This is a genomic window from Geotalea uraniireducens (assembly GCF_027943965.1).
GTDB lineage: Bacteria > Desulfobacterota > Desulfuromonadia > Geobacterales > Geobacteraceae > Geobacter > Geobacter uraniireducens.
Window position 1 is genome coordinate 593,789 of record NZ_AP027151.1, and the last position, 16,577, is coordinate 610,365.

At 61.2% G+C, this 16,577-nt stretch carries 14 protein-coding genes; 11 read left to right on the plus strand and 3 right to left on the minus strand.

The features are described 5' to 3' along the window. Positions 1-43 precede the first annotated feature (43 nt). Both QMN23_RS02830 and QMN23_RS02835 read left to right on the plus strand, forming a co-directional pair. Complete coding sequence (locus QMN23_RS02830) at positions 44-1,618, plus strand: acetyl-CoA hydrolase/transferase C-terminal domain-containing protein (RefSeq protein ID WP_282001641.1); 1,575 nt, start codon at positions 44-46, stop codon at positions 1,616-1,618. Between the two features lie 481 nt (positions 1,619-2,099). Further along, the gene (locus QMN23_RS02835; RefSeq protein ID WP_282001642.1) at positions 2,100-3,695 is read left to right on the plus strand and encodes an acetyl-CoA hydrolase/transferase C-terminal domain-containing protein; all 1,596 of its coding nucleotides are present in this window, start codon (positions 2,100-2,102) and stop codon (positions 3,693-3,695) included. A gap of 134 nt (positions 3,696-3,829) precedes the next feature. Here QMN23_RS02835 and QMN23_RS02840 read toward each other — a convergent pair whose 3' ends face one another. Then, positions 3,830-4,114, minus strand: a complete 285-nt coding sequence (locus QMN23_RS02840; RefSeq protein ID WP_282001643.1) for a hypothetical protein — start codon at positions 4,112-4,114, stop codon at positions 3,830-3,832. Between the two features lie 180 nt (positions 4,115-4,294). Continuing rightward, on the minus strand, positions 4,295-5,179 hold the full coding sequence (gene xerC / locus QMN23_RS02845; RefSeq protein ID WP_282001644.1) for a tyrosine recombinase XerC: 885 nt from the start codon (positions 5,177-5,179) through the stop codon (positions 4,295-4,297). A 186-nt stretch (positions 5,180-5,365) separates the two neighbouring features. Here xerC and QMN23_RS02850 point away from each other — a divergent pair, with 186 nt between their 5' ends. The 5 genes from QMN23_RS02850 (at position 5,366) to QMN23_RS02870 (ending at position 11,218) form a co-directional block, all read left to right on the plus strand. Beyond that, the gene (locus QMN23_RS02850) at positions 5,366-6,613 is read left to right on the plus strand and encodes an NAD(P)/FAD-dependent oxidoreductase (protein WP_282001645.1); all 1,248 of its coding nucleotides are present in this window, start codon (positions 5,366-5,368) and stop codon (positions 6,611-6,613) included. A 1-nt stretch (position 6,614) separates the two neighbouring features. Then, positions 6,615-7,787, plus strand: coding sequence for a DUF362 domain-containing protein (locus QMN23_RS02855; protein WP_282001646.1), 1,173 nt, complete (start codon positions 6,615-6,617; stop codon positions 7,785-7,787). 292 nt (positions 7,788-8,079) lie between these two features. Then, positions 8,080-9,294: an efflux RND transporter periplasmic adaptor subunit gene (locus QMN23_RS02860; RefSeq protein WP_282001647.1), complete on the plus strand. Its 1,215-nt coding sequence runs from the start codon at positions 8,080-8,082 to the stop codon at positions 9,292-9,294. Further along, on the plus strand, positions 9,294-9,992 hold the full coding sequence (locus QMN23_RS02865) for an ABC transporter ATP-binding protein (protein WP_282001648.1): 699 nt from the start codon (positions 9,294-9,296) through the stop codon (positions 9,990-9,992). Before QMN23_RS02860 ends, QMN23_RS02865 begins: the two co-directional genes overlap by 1 nt. Beyond that, complete coding sequence (locus QMN23_RS02870; RefSeq protein ID WP_282001649.1) at positions 9,992-11,218, plus strand: ABC transporter permease; 1,227 nt, start codon at positions 9,992-9,994, stop codon at positions 11,216-11,218. The genes QMN23_RS02865 and QMN23_RS02870 overlap by 1 nt, the downstream gene beginning before the upstream one ends. Before the next feature lie 75 nt (positions 11,219-11,293). On the opposite strand, the gene QMN23_RS02875 is transcribed toward QMN23_RS02870, so the two are convergent. Continuing rightward, positions 11,294-12,616, minus strand: a complete 1,323-nt coding sequence (locus tag QMN23_RS02875; protein WP_282001651.1) for a DEAD/DEAH box helicase — start codon at positions 12,614-12,616, stop codon at positions 11,294-11,296. Positions 12,617-12,764: 148 nt separating this feature from the next. Between QMN23_RS02875 and trmB the strand changes: the two genes are divergently transcribed. The 4 genes from trmB (at position 12,765) to QMN23_RS02895 (ending at position 16,558) form a co-directional block, all read left to right on the plus strand. Then, entirely contained in the window at positions 12,765-13,388 is a 624-nt protein-coding gene (gene trmB, locus QMN23_RS02880; RefSeq protein WP_282001652.1) for a tRNA (guanosine(46)-N7)-methyltransferase TrmB, read from the plus strand. Next, complete coding sequence (gene truD / locus QMN23_RS02885; protein ID WP_282001653.1) at positions 13,381-14,595, plus strand: tRNA pseudouridine(13) synthase TruD; 1,215 nt, start codon at positions 13,381-13,383, stop codon at positions 14,593-14,595. Before trmB ends, truD begins: the two co-directional genes overlap by 8 nt. Before the next feature lie 114 nt (positions 14,596-14,709). Continuing rightward, positions 14,710-15,030, plus strand: a complete 321-nt coding sequence (locus tag QMN23_RS02890) for a DUF4212 domain-containing protein (RefSeq protein WP_282001654.1) — start codon at positions 14,710-14,712, stop codon at positions 15,028-15,030. Continuing rightward, the gene (locus QMN23_RS02895; RefSeq protein WP_282001655.1) at positions 15,023-16,558 is read left to right on the plus strand and encodes a VC_2705 family sodium/solute symporter; all 1,536 of its coding nucleotides are present in this window, start codon (positions 15,023-15,025) and stop codon (positions 16,556-16,558) included. The genes QMN23_RS02890 and QMN23_RS02895 overlap by 8 nt, the downstream gene beginning before the upstream one ends. Positions 16,559-16,577 lie beyond the last annotated feature (19 nt).

Here is a 16,577-nt window from a genome sequence, read left to right on the forward strand (position 1 = left end):
TGTCCTGACCCGCCATCGTCATCCCGTAATGGAGGAATAACTCATGTCCGAACTGCTCAATCGTATCAGAAAAACCAGTCTGCACTCTCGCATCAAGAATGTTGAAGAGGTTCTGCCGCTGTTCAAGGATGGCATGAATCTCGGCTGGTCCGGCTTTACGCCTGCCGGCTATCCCAAGGCGATTCCCATTGCCCTGGCCGATCATGTCGAGAAGAACGGTCTGCAGGGAAAACTCCGCTTCAATCTGTTCATCGGTGCCTCGGTTGGCGTTGAGACGGAGGACCGCTGGGCCTCCCTCGATATGATTGACCGTCGCTGGCCGTACCAGACCGGCAAGAACATCCAGGCCGGCATCAACGAGGGCCGAATCCGGATGGGCGACAAGCACCTGTCGCTCTTCGCCCAGGATCTCGGCTACGGATTTTATACCAAGGATTCCGGCGGCCGAATTGATATCGGTATCATCGAGTGCTCGGCCATTACTGAAGACGGCGGCCTGATCCTGACCGCTTCCTGTGGTGCGGTGCCGGAAATCGTCAAGATTGCCGACAAGATCATCATCGAGCTCAACACCAGCGTCCCCAATTACGAGGGGCTCCATGATATCATCGAGCCGATCGACCCGCCGAATCGCCTGCCGTTCCTTATTTCCCGCGTCGACGACCGGGCCGGTACACCCTATGTCCGCGTCGATAACGATAAGATCATTGCCATTGTCGAGTCGACCCATCCGGACAACGGCCGGGCCTTCTCCGAGCAAGACGATACCTCGGAGGCGATCGCCAACAACATCATGGACTTTTTCCAGTTCGAGGTGAAGAACGGTCGGTTGCCGAAAAATCTCCTGCCGCTCCAGTCGGGTGTCGGTTCGATTGCCAACGCCGTCATCGGCGGCCTTGCCAAGGCTCCTTTCACGGGGCTCAAGGTCTGGACCGAGGTGTTGCAGGATACCATGCTCGACCTGCTCGATTCCGGCAAGCTGGACTTTGCCTCAACAGTCTCCCTGTCGTTCTCCAATGGCGGCTTCAAGCGGTTCTACGAGAAATGGGATTTTTATGCACCGAAAGTGCTGATGCGGCCGCTGTCCATCGCCAATGCCCCCGAGCCGATCCGCCGTCTCGGCTGTATCGCCATGAACACCCCGGTCGAGTTCGACATTTATGCGCATGCCAACTCGACCCTGGTCGGCGGCACCCGGATGATCAACGGTATCGGCGGTTCCGGCGACTTCCTCCGGAATGCCTATCTGTCGATCATGCATACGCCGTCGGTTCGTCCCTCCAAGACCGATCCGCTCGGTATTACCTGCGTGGTGCCGAAGGCACCGCATATCGACCATACCGAGCATGACCTCGACGTGCTTGTCACCGAGCAGGGGCTGGCCGATCTTCGCGGTCTGGCGCCGAAGGATCGGGCGCAGATGATTATCGACAAGTGCGTGCATCCGGCATACAAGCCGATCATTCAAGAATACTTCGACATGGCCAAGAAAGAATGCCTGGCTAAGCGGATCGGGCATGAGCCGCAGCTCTTCGACCGCTGCTTCAAAATGCAGTGGAATCTGGCGAAAAACGGGACAATGCGGATCGATAACTGGGATGTAAGCATCAATTTCTAATCGCCCGCGTTACAGTCCGGAAAAGACCCCGTCACCTTTGGTGGCGGGGTTTTTTTATTGCCGCACGCCTGGGAGAAGAACGGCCGTTTTATTTGCCGGAAGGGGCTAAAATCAAGCTGGTGGCTGCTTTAGGAGTTGTTTTAGCGAAAGTAAAATATGGCCCTACAAATTTATCAAGATAAAAATCGGCGATCGCCAAACAGACTGGCAAAAGGGACTGTGTGGGAGGAAAAAACCTGCTAACATGCCGTTGTGTTGTGCTTTTTGCCTTGAATCCGTACTGAGGTTGCCAAAAAGGTTAATTTTTTTTTAACTTGACTATGGAATAGGCGTTGAGTAAAATCCGGTTCTAATTTGCGGGACGGATTGCTCTCTTGCGGCACTGGGCGCGGCATGAGGCGGTTGAGACGGACTTCTTTCTCGGCAATTTCAAGGTCTTTGATCTTGATTGTAAACATCAAAACAAAAAAGGAGGCACCAGATGTCCGAGTACGGCACACTGCAGGACCGCGTACGCAACAAGTCGCTTTTGAGCAAGGTCATGTCCCCCGAGGACACGATCCAGTTTTTCAAACCGGGCATGAACCTGGGCTGGTCCGGCTTCACCCCGGCCGGTTACCCGAAGGTGGTACCTATCGCGCTTGCCGACTACGTTGAAAAGAACAACCTGCAGGGCAAATGGAAGTTCAATCTCTTCATCGGCGCCTCCGTCGGGGCCGAAACCGAAGACCGCTGGGCCACCCTGGACATGATCGACCGCCGCTGGCCGTACCAAACCGGGAAGAACATCGCCGCCGGGATCAACGAAGGGCGGATTCGGATGGGCGACAAGCACCTTTCCCTTTTCGCCCAGGACCTTGGTTATGGCTTCTACACCAAGGACAGTGAGACCGGCCGTCTTGACCTGGCGATCATTGAGGTCTCCGCCATTACCGAAGACGGCGGCCTCGTGCCGACCACGTCATGCGGCGTGATCCCCGAAATCCTCATGCAGTGCGACAGGATCATCGTTGAGGTGAACACCGGCCAGCCTTCGTTCGAAGGTATTCATGACATCATTGTCAGCAAGAATCCGCCGAACCGTCAGATCATCGGCATTACCCGGACTGATGAGCGGGTCGGTACGTCCTATGTGCCGTGCGACCCGAGCAAGATCATTGCCGTGGTCGAGTCCAAGCTTCGTGACAAAGGTCGTGCCTTTGCCGAGCAGGACGACACCTCAGAGGCCATTGCCAACCACATCATCGATTTCTTCAGCCACGAAGTGAAGGTCGGTCGTCTGCCCAAGAACCTGCTGCCGCTCCAGTCGGGCGTCGGTTCCATCGCCAACGCCGTCATCGGTGGCCTGGCCAAGGGTCCCTTCTCCAATCTGACTGTTTTCACCGAGGTGCTCCAGGATACCATCCTGGACCTGTTCGATGCCGGCAAGTGTGACGCGGCCTCCGCCTGCTCCCTCTCCCTCTCGGAGAGCCCCGGCTTCCCCCGCTTCTTCGAGAACTGGGACCGGTACTTCTCAAAGTGCACCCTGCGGCCGCTCTCCATTTCCAATGCTCCTGAACCGATCCGCCGGCTCGGCTGTATCGCCATGAATACCCCGGTCGAAATTGACATTTACGCCCACGCGAACTCCACGCTGGTCGGCGGTACCCGGATGATCAACGGTCTCGGCGGTTCCGGCGACTTCCTCCGCAACGGCTTCCTCAAGATCATGCACACCCCGTCGAGCCGGCCGTCCAAGACCGACCCGACCGGTATCTCCTGTGTCGTGCCGCACTGCTCGCACATTGACCATACCGAGCACGATCTGGACTGCGTCGTGACCGAGCAGGGTCTGGCCGATCTCCGTGGCCTCTGCCCCCGCGACCGGGCGAAGGTCATCATCGAGAAGTGTGCCCATCCGGACTACAAACCGATCCTTTCCGAGTACTTCGAGCTGGCCAAGTCCGACTGTCTCCGTCGCAAGGTCGGCCACGAGCCGCAGCTGTGGGACCGCGCCTTCAAGATGCATATGAATCTGGAGCGGAACGGCACCATGAAAATCAAAAACTGGGACATCAAGGTCGATCTTTGCGAATAGGATTGTCCAAGCCCATGTAGTGAAAAGCCCCGCCGGGAAACCGGCGGGGCTTTTTTTTCGGCAAGTTTAGGTGAAAAGTGACTGCCAGAGGAAAGTACGGCCATGGAGAACGGCCTGCCTCCGGCAGAGTGAGGTTAGAGCAGGTCGTTCAGTGCCGTCCTGATCCGGGCGACAATCGGGGCAATGATCTCGGCAGGTGCCGTGGCGAAGGCGGCGAGTTCATTGTCCAGAAACGATACTTCGGCGACCCGGGTACCGGTGGAGATTTTCAGCGTATGGCTATCCGGGAGCACGCAACCCGTGCCGGCGAAGAAGATCCGCGTCACGGCGATCCCTTTTTCCTCGGCCAAGCGGATGGTTTCCTGAACGATTCGTTGGGCGCCCGTATCTCGCTGGTTGTCCGCGGAGGTATTGATCATTATTCGACTCCTGGAGAGTAACGTACCGCGCAGGGGACGAGCCTGGCGGCACTGCCGAGTGAAGACCAGTGTATCGTGCGGTGCTGGTCCGGTCAAGGAGCGTGATGACGGCAGACCGGAATAATGGCCTGGGCTAACAGATTTTTCCGGGCAGCTGCTACAAGGCTCCGCTGATGGTGTTTACTTTCTGGCTTTGGGGTGAGCCTTGTCGTACACTTCCATTAAACGGTCGATGCCGATATGGGTGTATTTCTGGGTGGTGGAGAGCGACGAGTGGCCAAGAAGCTCCTGGATTGCCCGTAAATCGGCACCTCCTTCCAGAAGATGGGTGGCAAACGTGTGCCGCAAGGTGTGCGGCGAGATTTTCTTCATGGTGGCAAGACGCAGGATATGCCGGTCGACCACCCGCCGGACGCTGCGGGCGGAAAGTCGCCCCCCCCGGGCGTTGAGAAAGAGGGGTGAGGCGGCACCCGGGCGATTCCGGGCGGTGAGGTAGGCGTCAAGGGCGGCCCGGGCATGGCGCCCGACCGGAACGATCCGTTCCTTGCCTCCTTTGCCGAGGACCCGGACGGTGCCTGCCTCGAGATCGAGACCGGCAATATCGAGGCTGGTCAATTCGGAGACACGCAGTCCGCAGGAGTAGAGGGTTTCGAGAATTGCCCGGTCCCGCAGACCGAGGATGCCCGGCTGGTGCGGTGCTTCGACGAGGGCTGTCACTTCGTCGATGTTGAGGTGGTAGGGGACCTTTTTCTCCTTTTTGGGGGCACTGACCAGTTCTGCCGGGTTTCGGTCGATGCTGCCGGTCCTGAGTAAGTACTTGAAAAAAGCCCGGACAGATGCCAGCTTCCGGCCAATGGAACTTTTCCGATGTTCCCGGTGAAGCAGCGCCAACCAGCGCCGGATCAGCAGATGGTTGACTGCCGAGGGGGCAGGGTCTGTGCCGAGCTCTCCGCTGGCGAATTCAAGGAACTGGGCGAGGTCGGAACGGTACGCCGCCAGGGTGTGCGGGGAGACGTTCCGTTCGTGTTCGAGATAGCGGGCAAAAGCGGTGATGGCATTTTCCATGGCCGGTCCCTGAAGCAGAGAAATGATTGTTCCATCCTAGCAGAAAAACATCGAAAATCGTACCGTCGGTTGTTTCCCGGGGAAATTCGGGTATTCTTCATCAGTTCCGCACTTTTGACTCTGGTCATTGCCGGTGCGGACGGGGATGTTATGTATGACGATAATCAGCGGAGGGAGTGAACAAGGATGAAGTGCGCAGTAATCGTGGGGATGGGGTTCGGCGGGACCAGGACTGCCCGGATCCTGGCGGGACAGGGATTCGACGTGGTACTGGTCGACCGGAACAACTATCACCTGTTCCAGCCGCTCCTCTATCAGGTGGCCACCGCCGGCCTGGAACAGGAATCGATTGCCTATCCCGTCCGAGCCATGGCTCGCCAGTGGCGGGGGACCCGTTTTCATTTGGCCGAGGTGACCGGTTTCGATTTCGCTGCCCGGGAAGTCGTAACCGACAGTGGTCGGATCCCTTACGACTATCTGGTGGTTGGCGCCGGCAGCGTCACCAACTTTTTCGGCAATGCGGCGGTGGAGCGCCATGCCTTCGACCTGAAAGAACTGACCGATGCGGAAACGCTGCGGAACCACATCCTGACGGCATTCGAGCGGGCAGTCTACGAACCCGATGCCGCAAAGCGGCGGGCGTTGATGACCTTCGTCATCGTCGGCGGCGGACCGACCGGGGTCGAGTTTGCCGGGGCGCTGATCGAACTGGTCCGCTTCGTTCTCGCCAAAGATTATCCGGAGCTGAGCGTCCAGGCGGCCCGGGTGGTCCTCGTCGAGGCGACCGACCGGCTGTTGGCGGCGATGCCCCAGGAACTGCGCAGCTATACGCTGGAGCGACTCCGCTCGATGGGCGTGGAGGTACTGCTCAATGCCCGGGTAGTGGATGCCGATCCAGAGCGGGTGGCCTTCGATGACGGCTCGATCATCCCGGCCCATACCCTTTTCTGGTCGGCGGGGGTCAAGGCCGCGCCTCTGGCGGCGCTGCTGCAGGTCCAGCAGCGTCCCGGCGGGAGGATTGCCGTCGAGCCCGACCTTACCCTGGCCGGCCGGCCGGAGGTTTATGTCATCGGTGACATGGCGTACCTGGAGCAGGATGGCGCGCCGCTGCCGATGGTGGCGCCGGTGGCGATGCAAATGGGCCTTTATGCCGGGCGAGCGATCCTGGCACGGGAACGGGGCACGACGCTGCCGCCATTCCGTTACCGCGACAAGGGGAGCATGGCTACCATCGGCCGGAGTTCGGCGGTGGCATCAGCCTACGGGATGAGTTTTTCCGGGTATTCGGCCTGGTTGGTCTGGCTGCTGCTCCATCTCTACTACCTGATCGGCTTCCGCAACCGCATCGTGGTAATGCTCAACTGGATCTGGTATTACTGGTTCCACGAACGGCAGGTCCGATTGATTACCGAACGGGAACGGGGCGGCGAGTAAGGTGGGGACAATATCCAATGCAGTGGCTAACCGGCAGCAGCATACCGTCGCCGTTGAGCGGGCGGCGGATTATCGCCCCGAAACGATCCGCGCTGCGCTGACCCGCCTGCTGGAACCGTTCGGCGGCATGCCGGCCATTGTTCGTCCCGGCGAGCGGGTGCTCCTCAAGCCGAACATGCTGGCGGCCAAGGCCCCGGAACGGGCGGTGACCACCAATCCGGCGGTGCTGCAGGCGGTGATCGAGCTGGTACAGGCTGCCGGCGGGGTTGCTCTGGTCGGCGACTCGCCCGGGGTTGGCAGTGGGCGGCGAGTCGCCGAAAAATCCGGTCTGTTGACGGTCATCGAAGCGACCGGGGCGGAACTGGTCGAATTTACCGAGTCCCTTGAGGTGCCCGGCGAGGGACTCTTCAAGCGTTTCAAGCTGGCCCGGCCCTACCTGGAAGCCGACAAGCTGATCAATCTCCCCAAACTCAAGACCCATGAAATGATGACCATGACCTGCGCCGTGAAGAACCTGTTCGGCGCAGTGGTTGGGACCGGCAAGGCGGCGTGGCACCTGCAGGCGGGCGCAGACCGGGAGTTGTTCGCCCGGATGTTGCTGGAGATTTATCAGCTGCGCCAGCCGGACCTGACTATTGTCGACGCGGTGGTCGGGATGGAGGGGAACGGTCCGGGGAGCGGCGATCCCCGGCCGATCGGCCTTCTGTTGGGCGGGACCAACGCGCTTGCCGTGGACGTGATCGCCGGGGAGCTGCTCGGCATCCCGCGGAAGCTCCTCTGGACGGAACGGGCTGCCGAACGGCTCGGCCTGGATGGCTGGGATCGTCGGACCATTGCCACTGTCGGCCTGTCGGTCGCCGAGGGGCGCGTTGCCGATTTCCAGCTGCCGCACCTGTCCGATGTGCAGTTCGGCCTGCCGCGCTTCCTCAAAAACCGCCTGCGTCATTACCTGACCGCCCGTCCTGCCGCCGATCCGGCCGCCTGCCGCCTGTGCGGTATCTGCCGTGATGCCTGCCCACCGCAGGCTATCGAGATTAAGGATGGAACTCTCCAGTTCGACTATCACCGCTGCATCCGCTGCTTCTGCTGTCGAGAACTCTGCCCGGACGGGGCGCTGCAGGTCCGGGACGGAATTCTGCTCAAATTGCTCAAGAAAATGCATAATGAAATTTAATCGGTCGCCGCGTTGACTTTCCCGGGACCGGTGATTACTATGTAACTAACCCAAGCAACTGAGGGAATATCCCGCGAAAGGAGACCCAGGCCATGTGGACCACGCTCTATATGCTTCGTCCGGTTACCCGTTGCAAGGAGGGTTGCCGACGCTAGCCCGCCGCGTGATTGCGACGGGCGTTTTCCAGACCCCCTGACCTTTGGTCAGGGGGTTTTTTGTTGTCACAACTTTGGAAATCAAGCAGTTTCTATTATATACTGATCGCCGGAACCTTCTTCCGACGAGGTTTTTCATGAAAAAAGCGATCATTGTGGCGCTACTGCTCCTCATTGCGGCGGCCGGCGGCTATTTCGAGCTGGTTGGGAAAAGCCCCGCCGTGACTTACCGAACCGCCCGGGTAGGGCGGGGTGATGTTGTTGCCACAGTCTCCGCCACCGGCAATCTGAGCGCGGTGACGACTGTCCAGGTCGGCACACAGGTTTCCGGGACGATCAGCCGGCTGTTCGTTGACTACAATTCGCCGGTCAGGAAAGGGGAGGTGATCGCCCAGATTGATCCGGCCCTCTTTACCGCCGACGTGCAGCAGGCGCGGGGAAATCTGCTCAATGCCGAGGCGGCGCTGCAAAAGGCGAAAGCCACGACCGCCGACAACCTGCGGACCATGGAGCGGAACCGGCAGCTGCTTCAAGAGGGGATTGTTGCCCAGAGCGATTTCGACGCGGCAAATACCCGCTACCTGGAATCCCTGGCCGATATTCGGGCCGCGGAAGCTTCGATTGTCCAGACTCGCGGTGCCCTGAGCCGGGCGGAGACGAACCTGCGCAACGCCACTATCCGCTCGCCGGTCGATGGGGTGGTGATCTCCCGGACGGTGGATGTCGGCCAGACAGTGGCCGCCTCTTTCCAGACGCCGACGCTGTTCACTATTGCCCAGGATCTGACCCGGATGCAGATCGAAACCAGTGTCGACGAGGCAGACATCAGCCGGGTCAAGATTGGGCAGCCGGTGACCTTCACGGTCGACGCTTATCCCGATACCCCCTTCCGGGCACGGGTCGCTCAGGTACGCAACGCGCCGGTGATCACCCAGAACGTTGTCACTTATGTAGTGGTCGTGACGGTCGACAATCCCGAACTGAAGCTGAAGCCGGGGATGACCGCCAACGTTGCCATCGAGGTCGGCCGCCGGCAACAGGTCCTGCGGATGCCGATGGCCGCTCTCCGCTTCCGGCCGAGCGGCGGGCAGCCGTCCGGGGGGCATCGGGGGGCTGCTGCGCCGGGCAAGGAGAAAGGGAAACGCGAGGCCGGGCAGCAGGTGTATCTGTTGTCGCCGGAGAATCGGCCGTTGCCGGTGAAAGTCGTAACCGGTCTCAGCAACGACAGTCAGGTGGAGATCGTCAAGGGGCAGCTGAAGGAGGGGGATCAGGTTGTCGTTCAGGAACTTGGCGGCAAGGAGAAGGACAAGGATCGCGGGGGGAGTGGCCCGCCGATGCGGATGAGGTTCTGATGGCGACGGTTGTCGATCTCGTCGATGTGACGAAGGTCTACACGATGGGCGAACAGCGGGTGGAGGCGCTGCGGGGGATCACCTTTGCCGTGGAGCGGGGGGAGTTTATTGCCATTATGGGTGCCTCGGGAAGCGGCAAGTCGACCTGCATGAACATCCTCGGTTGCCTCGATGTCCCCACTACCGGCAGTTACCGGCTAGAGGGAACGGCGGTCGGCGCGCTGAGCCGCAACGAACTGGCGGCGGTGCGTAATCGCCGTCTCGGCTTCGTTTTCCAGGGGTTCAACCTGCTAGCGCGGACCACCGCCCGGGAGAACGTCGAGTTGCCCCTGATCTACGGCGGGGTGGCGGCCAGCGAGCGGCGCGACCGGGCGATTGCCGCGCTGGCCCTGGTCGGCCTGGCCGAACGGGCAGACCATTACAGCAACCAGCTGTCCGGTGGCCAACAGCAACGGGTGGCCATTGCCCGGGCGCTGGTCAACCAACCGGCGCTGCTTCTTGCCGACGAGCCGACCGGTAATCTGGATAGTGCCACCAGCATCGAGATCATGAAAATATTCCGGGAACTCAACGGGCAAGGAATAACCATCATCATGGTCACCCATGAGCCTGATATCGCTGCCTGGGCTGGCCGGGCCATCACCTTCCGGGACGGTTTGATCATTGCCGATGCCCGTGTCGGCGGCGAGGAGGGGTGATGGAATTGCTGATGTGCCTGAAGATTTCCCTCCGGGCGCTCAGGACCAACAAGATGCGCTCCTTTCTCACCATGCTTGGCATCATCATCGGCATTGCCGCAGTGATCATCATGGTCGCGATCGGTGCCGGAGCCAGCCGGATCATTGCCGATCAGATCGCCAGCATCGGCAGCAACATCATTCTGGTGATTCCCGGCTCTACCACCAGCGGTGGCATCCGGCTCGGTTCGAGTTCCGTCCCGTCCCTTACCTACGACGATGCCCGGGCGATCGGCAGCGAGTTGCCGGCAGTGCTGCGGGTCGCCCCGACGGTGCGGGGGACGGCCCAGGTGGTCTTCGGCAACATGAACTGGTCGACGATGATCATGGGGGTCACTCCCGATCTCCTCGATATCCGCGACTGGCCGGTGGTTGAAGGCCGCAATTTCACCCAGTCCGACATTGAGGGGGCCACCAAGAACTGCCTGATCGGCCAGACAGTGGCGGAAAACCTGTTCGGCAGCGAGGACCCGATCGGCAGGATCATCCGGATCAAGCGGGTCCCTTTCATAGTCGTAGGTCTCCTTGCCGACAAGGGGCAGTCGCCCCAGGGGACTGATCAGGACGATATCGTCATGGTCCCGTTGCGGACAGCGTTGCGGAAAATCCTTGGGTCACAGTTTCCCAACACGGTTGGCGCCATTCTGGTCCAGGCCCGCAGTAAGGAACTGCTCTCCCAGGCAGAGGAGGAGGTCGTCACCCTGCTTGACCAGCGCCACCGGATCGGCCCGGCGAAAGAGCGCGACTATTCGGTGCGCAACCTTTCCGAACTGCTGGCGGTGGCGCAGCAGTCCTCACGGGTCATGTCGCTTCTCCTCGGGGCGGTGGCTTCGATCTCGCTGGTCGTGGGGGGGATCGGCATCATGAATATCATGCTCGTTTCGGTGACCGAGCGGACCCGGGAGATCGGCATCCGCATGGCGATCGGCGCCCGCCAGCGTGACATCCTGCTGCAGTTTCTGACCGAGGCGGTGCTGCTGACCCTGCTGGGCGGAGGAATCGGGATGGTGATCGGTGTCGTGGGAGCGAAACTCATTTCGACGGCCTTTGGCTGGCCGACCCTCGTTTCGCCGCAGGCGATCCTGATTGCCTGCGGCTTTTCCGGCGGGGTGGGGATCTTCTTCGGATTCTATCCGGCCCACAAGGCGGCGGGCCTCAATCCGATCGAGGCACTGCGCTACGAATAAGCTGCTGCGAGACGGCAGGGGGCGGGACGCCATTGGCCGGGTCAGGAGGGCCTTCCCCGGCCAGGTGCCGGCGGGCTACTCGGCCGGTGTTTGCTCTCCCGCCGGTTTCTTCCTGTGCGGCCGGCGGCGGCGCTTCTTCTCCTCGCCGGCCCCTTCTTCCTTGGCCGGCGCTTCGGGGTGGCGCTTGCCATGGTGGCTCTGACCACGCTGGCGGACTTCCCCCTTCACTTTCGGCTTCGGTTTGATGTGCTTGTAGTCGTGAACGATCAGATCGTCCTCGGCCCACTCGACCGGAATTTTCTCCTTGATGTACTCATGAATCGCTTCCAGGTAAAAGGCACCGTCCTCGTCGGCGAGGGAGATCGCCTTCCCCTCGGCGCCGGCCCGGGCGGTCCGGCCGATGCGATGGACGTAGTCCTCCGGGTCCTGGGGCAGGTCGTAGTTGATGACGTGGGAGACCCCCTCGATGTGGAGCCCGCGGGAGGCGACGTCGGTGGCGATCATGATCGGCAGTTTGCCGCTCTTGAAATCGTCGAGGATGCGGAGCCGTTTTTTCTGCTCTACGTCACCGGAGATGACCCGGCAGGGGAAGTCGTTGGCGTTGAGCCGTTCGTAGAGGAATTCGGCTTCCCGCTTGGTGTTGACGAAGATCATCGTCCGCGCCATCCCCTCTTTGCGTAGCAGGCCGAGGAGCAAAGGGAACTTCTCCTTCCGTCCCGTGTGGTAGAGCAGTTGCTCCACTCGTTCGGCGGTCATCTGTTCCGGCGAGACGGAAACCTTTTCCGGCAGGTTCATGAACTCGTAGGCCAGCTCCATCACCCGCTGGTTGAGGGTGGCGGAAAACATCATGTTCTGCCGCTGGTTATAAGGGGGGAGGCGGCGGAGGATGAAGCGCAGGTCGGCGATGAAACCCATGTCGAACATCCGGTCCGCTTCGTCGATGACCAGCACCTCGATATGTTTCAGCGTGTAGACCTTCTGCTTCAGGTAATCGATCAGCCGGCCGGGGGTGCCGATTACCACGTCGGCCCCCTCCTTGAGGGCATTCCGCTGCTTCATGTAGTCCACCCCGCCGTAGATGGCCTGGATGGTCAGCCCGGTATGGGCGCCGAGGGCCTGGGCGTCTTTTTCGATCTGGACCACCAACTCGCGGGTCGGGGCGAGGACCAGGGCACGCGGTCGTTGGGCCACTTCACCCTCCTTGCGGAGCAGATGACTGAACAGGGTGATCAGGAAGGCGGCGGTCTTGCCGGTGCCGGTCTGGGCCTGGCCGGCCACATCTTTTCCTTGTAGGGCGAGGGGGAGAGTCTTTTCCTGGATCGGGGTGCAGTCGGTGAAACCGGTGTCGGCTATCCCCTGGAGAACCTGCGCTGGCAGGTCAAGCGTGGTGAATTTCATGGTCTTTCTTTCCTTTTATGCGACATTTCAACCGGATAGCTATAGCATAGCGGGGCGGAAATGACAAGCGGCAGGGGATGCGAAAAATTCTTCTCCCGTTGTGCGTCCTATGGTATGGTACGCCCACTCAAACCACCGAGGAAGTCCGATGCAACGCATGATACAGATCGATTCGCCCTTCTTTCTCCGGGGGGAAGAGCTTCCCGACCCCGCCGACTGGCCGGCGATCTTCGGCAACGATCATCCCTTGGCCCTGGAAATCGGCTGCGGAATCGGCGATTTCATTGCCAGAACTGCCGCCGAACAGCCCGCGACCAATTTTATCGCTATCGATTTTTATAACAAGGGGTGCTACAAGACCGCCCGCCGACTCGAAAAACACGGGCTGACCAACGTCCGGGTATTGCGGGAGGAGGCCCGGCAGTTCATCGCCACCCGGATTCCGCGGGAATCGCTCAACGCGGTTTACATCAACTGCCCCGATCCCTGGCCCAAAAAACGGCACCGCAAGCGGCGGCTGGTCAATCGCCAGTTCGTCGAATTCCTGCGGGACTACCTGGTACCGGGGGGCGATTTCTATTTTGCCACCGATTTTGTCGATTACGGTCTCGACGTGGCCGACCTGATGCCAACGATCGCCGGCTTCGCCAATATCCTGGTGCCGGACCGCTACCGCCATGAGCTGGCCGGTTATCATCTTTCCAAGTATATGCTCAAGTTTATGGGCGAAGGGAAAAAGATCCATTTCGTCCATTACCGGAAAAATGACTGAAAGACGTGCCGTGAGCAACTATCTGACCGCCGATCTCCCCGGTACCGGCGGGGTGATCAAAGCGTTACCCGAGGATTTCCTGGTCGAGGAGGTTCCGCTCTACCTCCCGTGTGGCGAGGGGGAGCATACCTATGCCCTGATCGAGAAACGGGGAATGACGACCCTGGAGGCACTCCGCCGGCTTTGCCGCGCCCTCGGCGTGGCTGAACGGGATGCCGGCTATGCGGGGTTGAAGGATGCCCGGGGGATTACCCGGCAGACCGTCTCGCTCCCCCGGGTCGCTCCCGAGGCGGTGCGGGCCGTAGAGCTTCCCGGGCTGCGGGTGCTCGCCGCCGAACAGCATCGGAACAAGCTGAAACCGGGCCACCTGGCGGGCAACCGCTTCCGGATCAGGGTCCGGGAAGTCGGGGCCGGGGCGCTGTCGCGGGCCGAGGCGATCCTGGCGGTACTAGCCCGGCGCGGGGTTCCCAATCGTTTTGGCGAGCAGCGGTACGGTGTCCAGGGGACGACCCATCTGATCGGCCGGGCGCTCGTTGCCGGCGATTGGCGGCAGGCGGTTGAGCTGGTGATCGGCGATCCAGCGCTGGTCGAGGGGGATGGCTGGCGTGCGGCCATCGAAGCCTACCGGCGGGGCGACCTGACCGAAAGCCTGCGTCTCTTCCCCGGGCACTGCCGGGCCGAACGGGAAATCCTGCAACGGCTGACGAAGCGTCCCGATGCCTACGAGGCCGCCTTCAACGCCGTGCATCCGCGGCTCAAGAAGCTTTATCTCTCCGCCTGCCAGTCGTACCTGTTCGACCAGGTACTCGACCAGCGGCTACAGACCATCGATACCGTGGTTGCCGGCGATCTGGCCTGGAAGCACGATAACGGGGCCTGTTTCCTGGTAACCGATGCCACCGCCGAAGCCGGGCGGACCGCCCGGTTCGAAATCTCGCCCACCGGGCCTTTGTTCGGCTGCCGGATGACGTTGCCGGCAGAGGAGCCGCTCCGCCGCGAGGAGACGCTGCTGACGGCCGAGGGGCTGACCTTGGCAAGTTTCGACCTTCCCGGCTGGCGGCGGCTGGAAGGGGAGCGGCGGCCATTGCGGGTTCCGGTGGCCGGGGCGCTGGCCGGTATGGACGGGGAGGATCTGCTGCTGGAGTTTTCCCTGCCGAAAGGCAGTTATGCCACGGCGGTGCTGCGCGAGATTATCAAGGTTGAGTGAAAGGGGTTTAGCGGCGAAGCGGCAGGCCGGTTTTTCAGGTACAATTAGCTTGCCGAGGCGGTGCGCGTGATGATTACCGGCTGATTGCCGCTTTCAGGAGAAGGAGGTCCGTCCATGCAGCGGGAGCCTTACGACGTCAATCTGTTTCGACCACGCCGGGGGTACATGACCGGCGAGGTGCGGATTATCCTGGCAGTGCTCCTGGGCTGGGGGGCCGTAACCTTCGGCTTCCAGATTCTGCTGCGCCTTCTGGCCCGCAATCCGGCCGGCGAAGGATTTTTTACCGACTTCACATTCCTCAGTTTCCCCTGGCATTTCTGGTTTACCGCCCAGTTCCTCCCCCTCTGGTTCATCATTCTCTGCATCATGTTCAACGTATATATCGACCGGCATGCGGAGCACCACAGCCGCAAGCGGGAGCGCAGTCATGACTGACGCCGGGGTCAACTTCATTCCGCTGCTCATTGTCGCGGCAACCCTGGCCTCGTTTATCGTTTCGGGGGTACGAGCCCGCAGCCGGGAGGCGTCCGACTACGGTTTCGGCGGTCGTTATATCGGCCGGCTCGGCGGCGGCGCGGCCATTGCCAGCAACTGGATGAGCGCCGCCAGTTTCCTCGGTATGGGGGGGTTGCTCTACCTGCAGGGGTATTATGCCCTGGCCTATGTCATCGGCTGGACCGGCGGCTATGTCCTGCTGCTGGTACTGATGGCCAGCCAGATTCGCCGTTTCGGCAAGTATACCGCTCCCGACTTCGTCGGTGACCGTTATGCCTCGCCGGGGGCGCGGCTGGTTTCCGCCGCCATCTCGATCACCATCTCGGTCATTTACTGTACCGCCCAGTTCAAGGGGATCGGGATGCTCTTCGCCTGGCTGTTCGGTACCAGCTATCCGAACGGCGTGATCCTCGGTGCCGTCGTAGCCGTGTCGTACGTCATCATTTCCGGTATTCTCGGCGTTGCCCGCAACCAGCAGCTGCAGTACGCGGTGCTGATCGTCTCGTTCATCCTGCCGCTGATGTTGCTGGCGCATCGACTCGGCTATTTCTGGGCGCTCCCCCAGTTCGGTTACGGGGTGGCCATCGACGACCTGGCGCGGGAGTTCGGTATCGATTTCACCGCCCCGTTTGCTTCCGGCAGCCTTTTCGAGTGGCTGGCGCTCTGTTTCACCCTGATGGTCGGGACGGCCGGCCTTCCCCACGTCCTTTCCCGGTTCTATGTAGTTCCCAATAACCGCGATGCCCGCTGGAGCCTGGTCTGGGGGCTGTTTTTCATCGCCCTCATCTATTGGTCCGCTCCTGCCTATGCGGTCTTTGCCCGGCTGCTCGAGGCGCGCGGTGGCATGGTGCCGCCGCCGTACGCCGCGGAAAAGATGGCCGATATCATAGTGATCAAGACGGCGGTCATGGGGGGGCTTCCATCCTGGATGATCGGCATCCTGGCGGCGGGCGCCACCAGCGCTGCCTTCTTTACCGTCGCGGGGTTGCTCCTGACCGGGGCCGCCTCCCTTTCCCACGACATTTACTATCGGCTCATCAATCCCCGCGCCTCCGAAACCTCGAAGATGGCGATCGCCAAGGGGGCCGTCGTCGCCCTGGCGGCGGTGGTGCTGATTATTGCCCTTCACCCTCCGGGGCTAATTGCCGAGATTACAGCCGTGGCCTTTGCCCTGGCCGGCAACACGATTTTTCCCGCCTTCCTGCTCGGCATCTGGTGGGGGCGGGCGAATCGGCACGGGGTCATTACCGGGATGCTCACCGGGGTGCTGATTACCTTTGCCACCCCGCTGTTCGGCAAGTTTGTGCCCGTGGTGGCGGAGCTGTTTCCCCTGACCTCGTCCGCCTTTATCGGGGCGCCAATCGTGATTGGCATCATGATCGCCGTTTCGCTGCTGACCCCGCCGCCGCCGGAAGAGGTGCGGCGGTTCCTTGCCGAGCAGGTTCACGGCCACATGGAAGCGGAGTGAAAGGAGGGCTGAAGAGCCG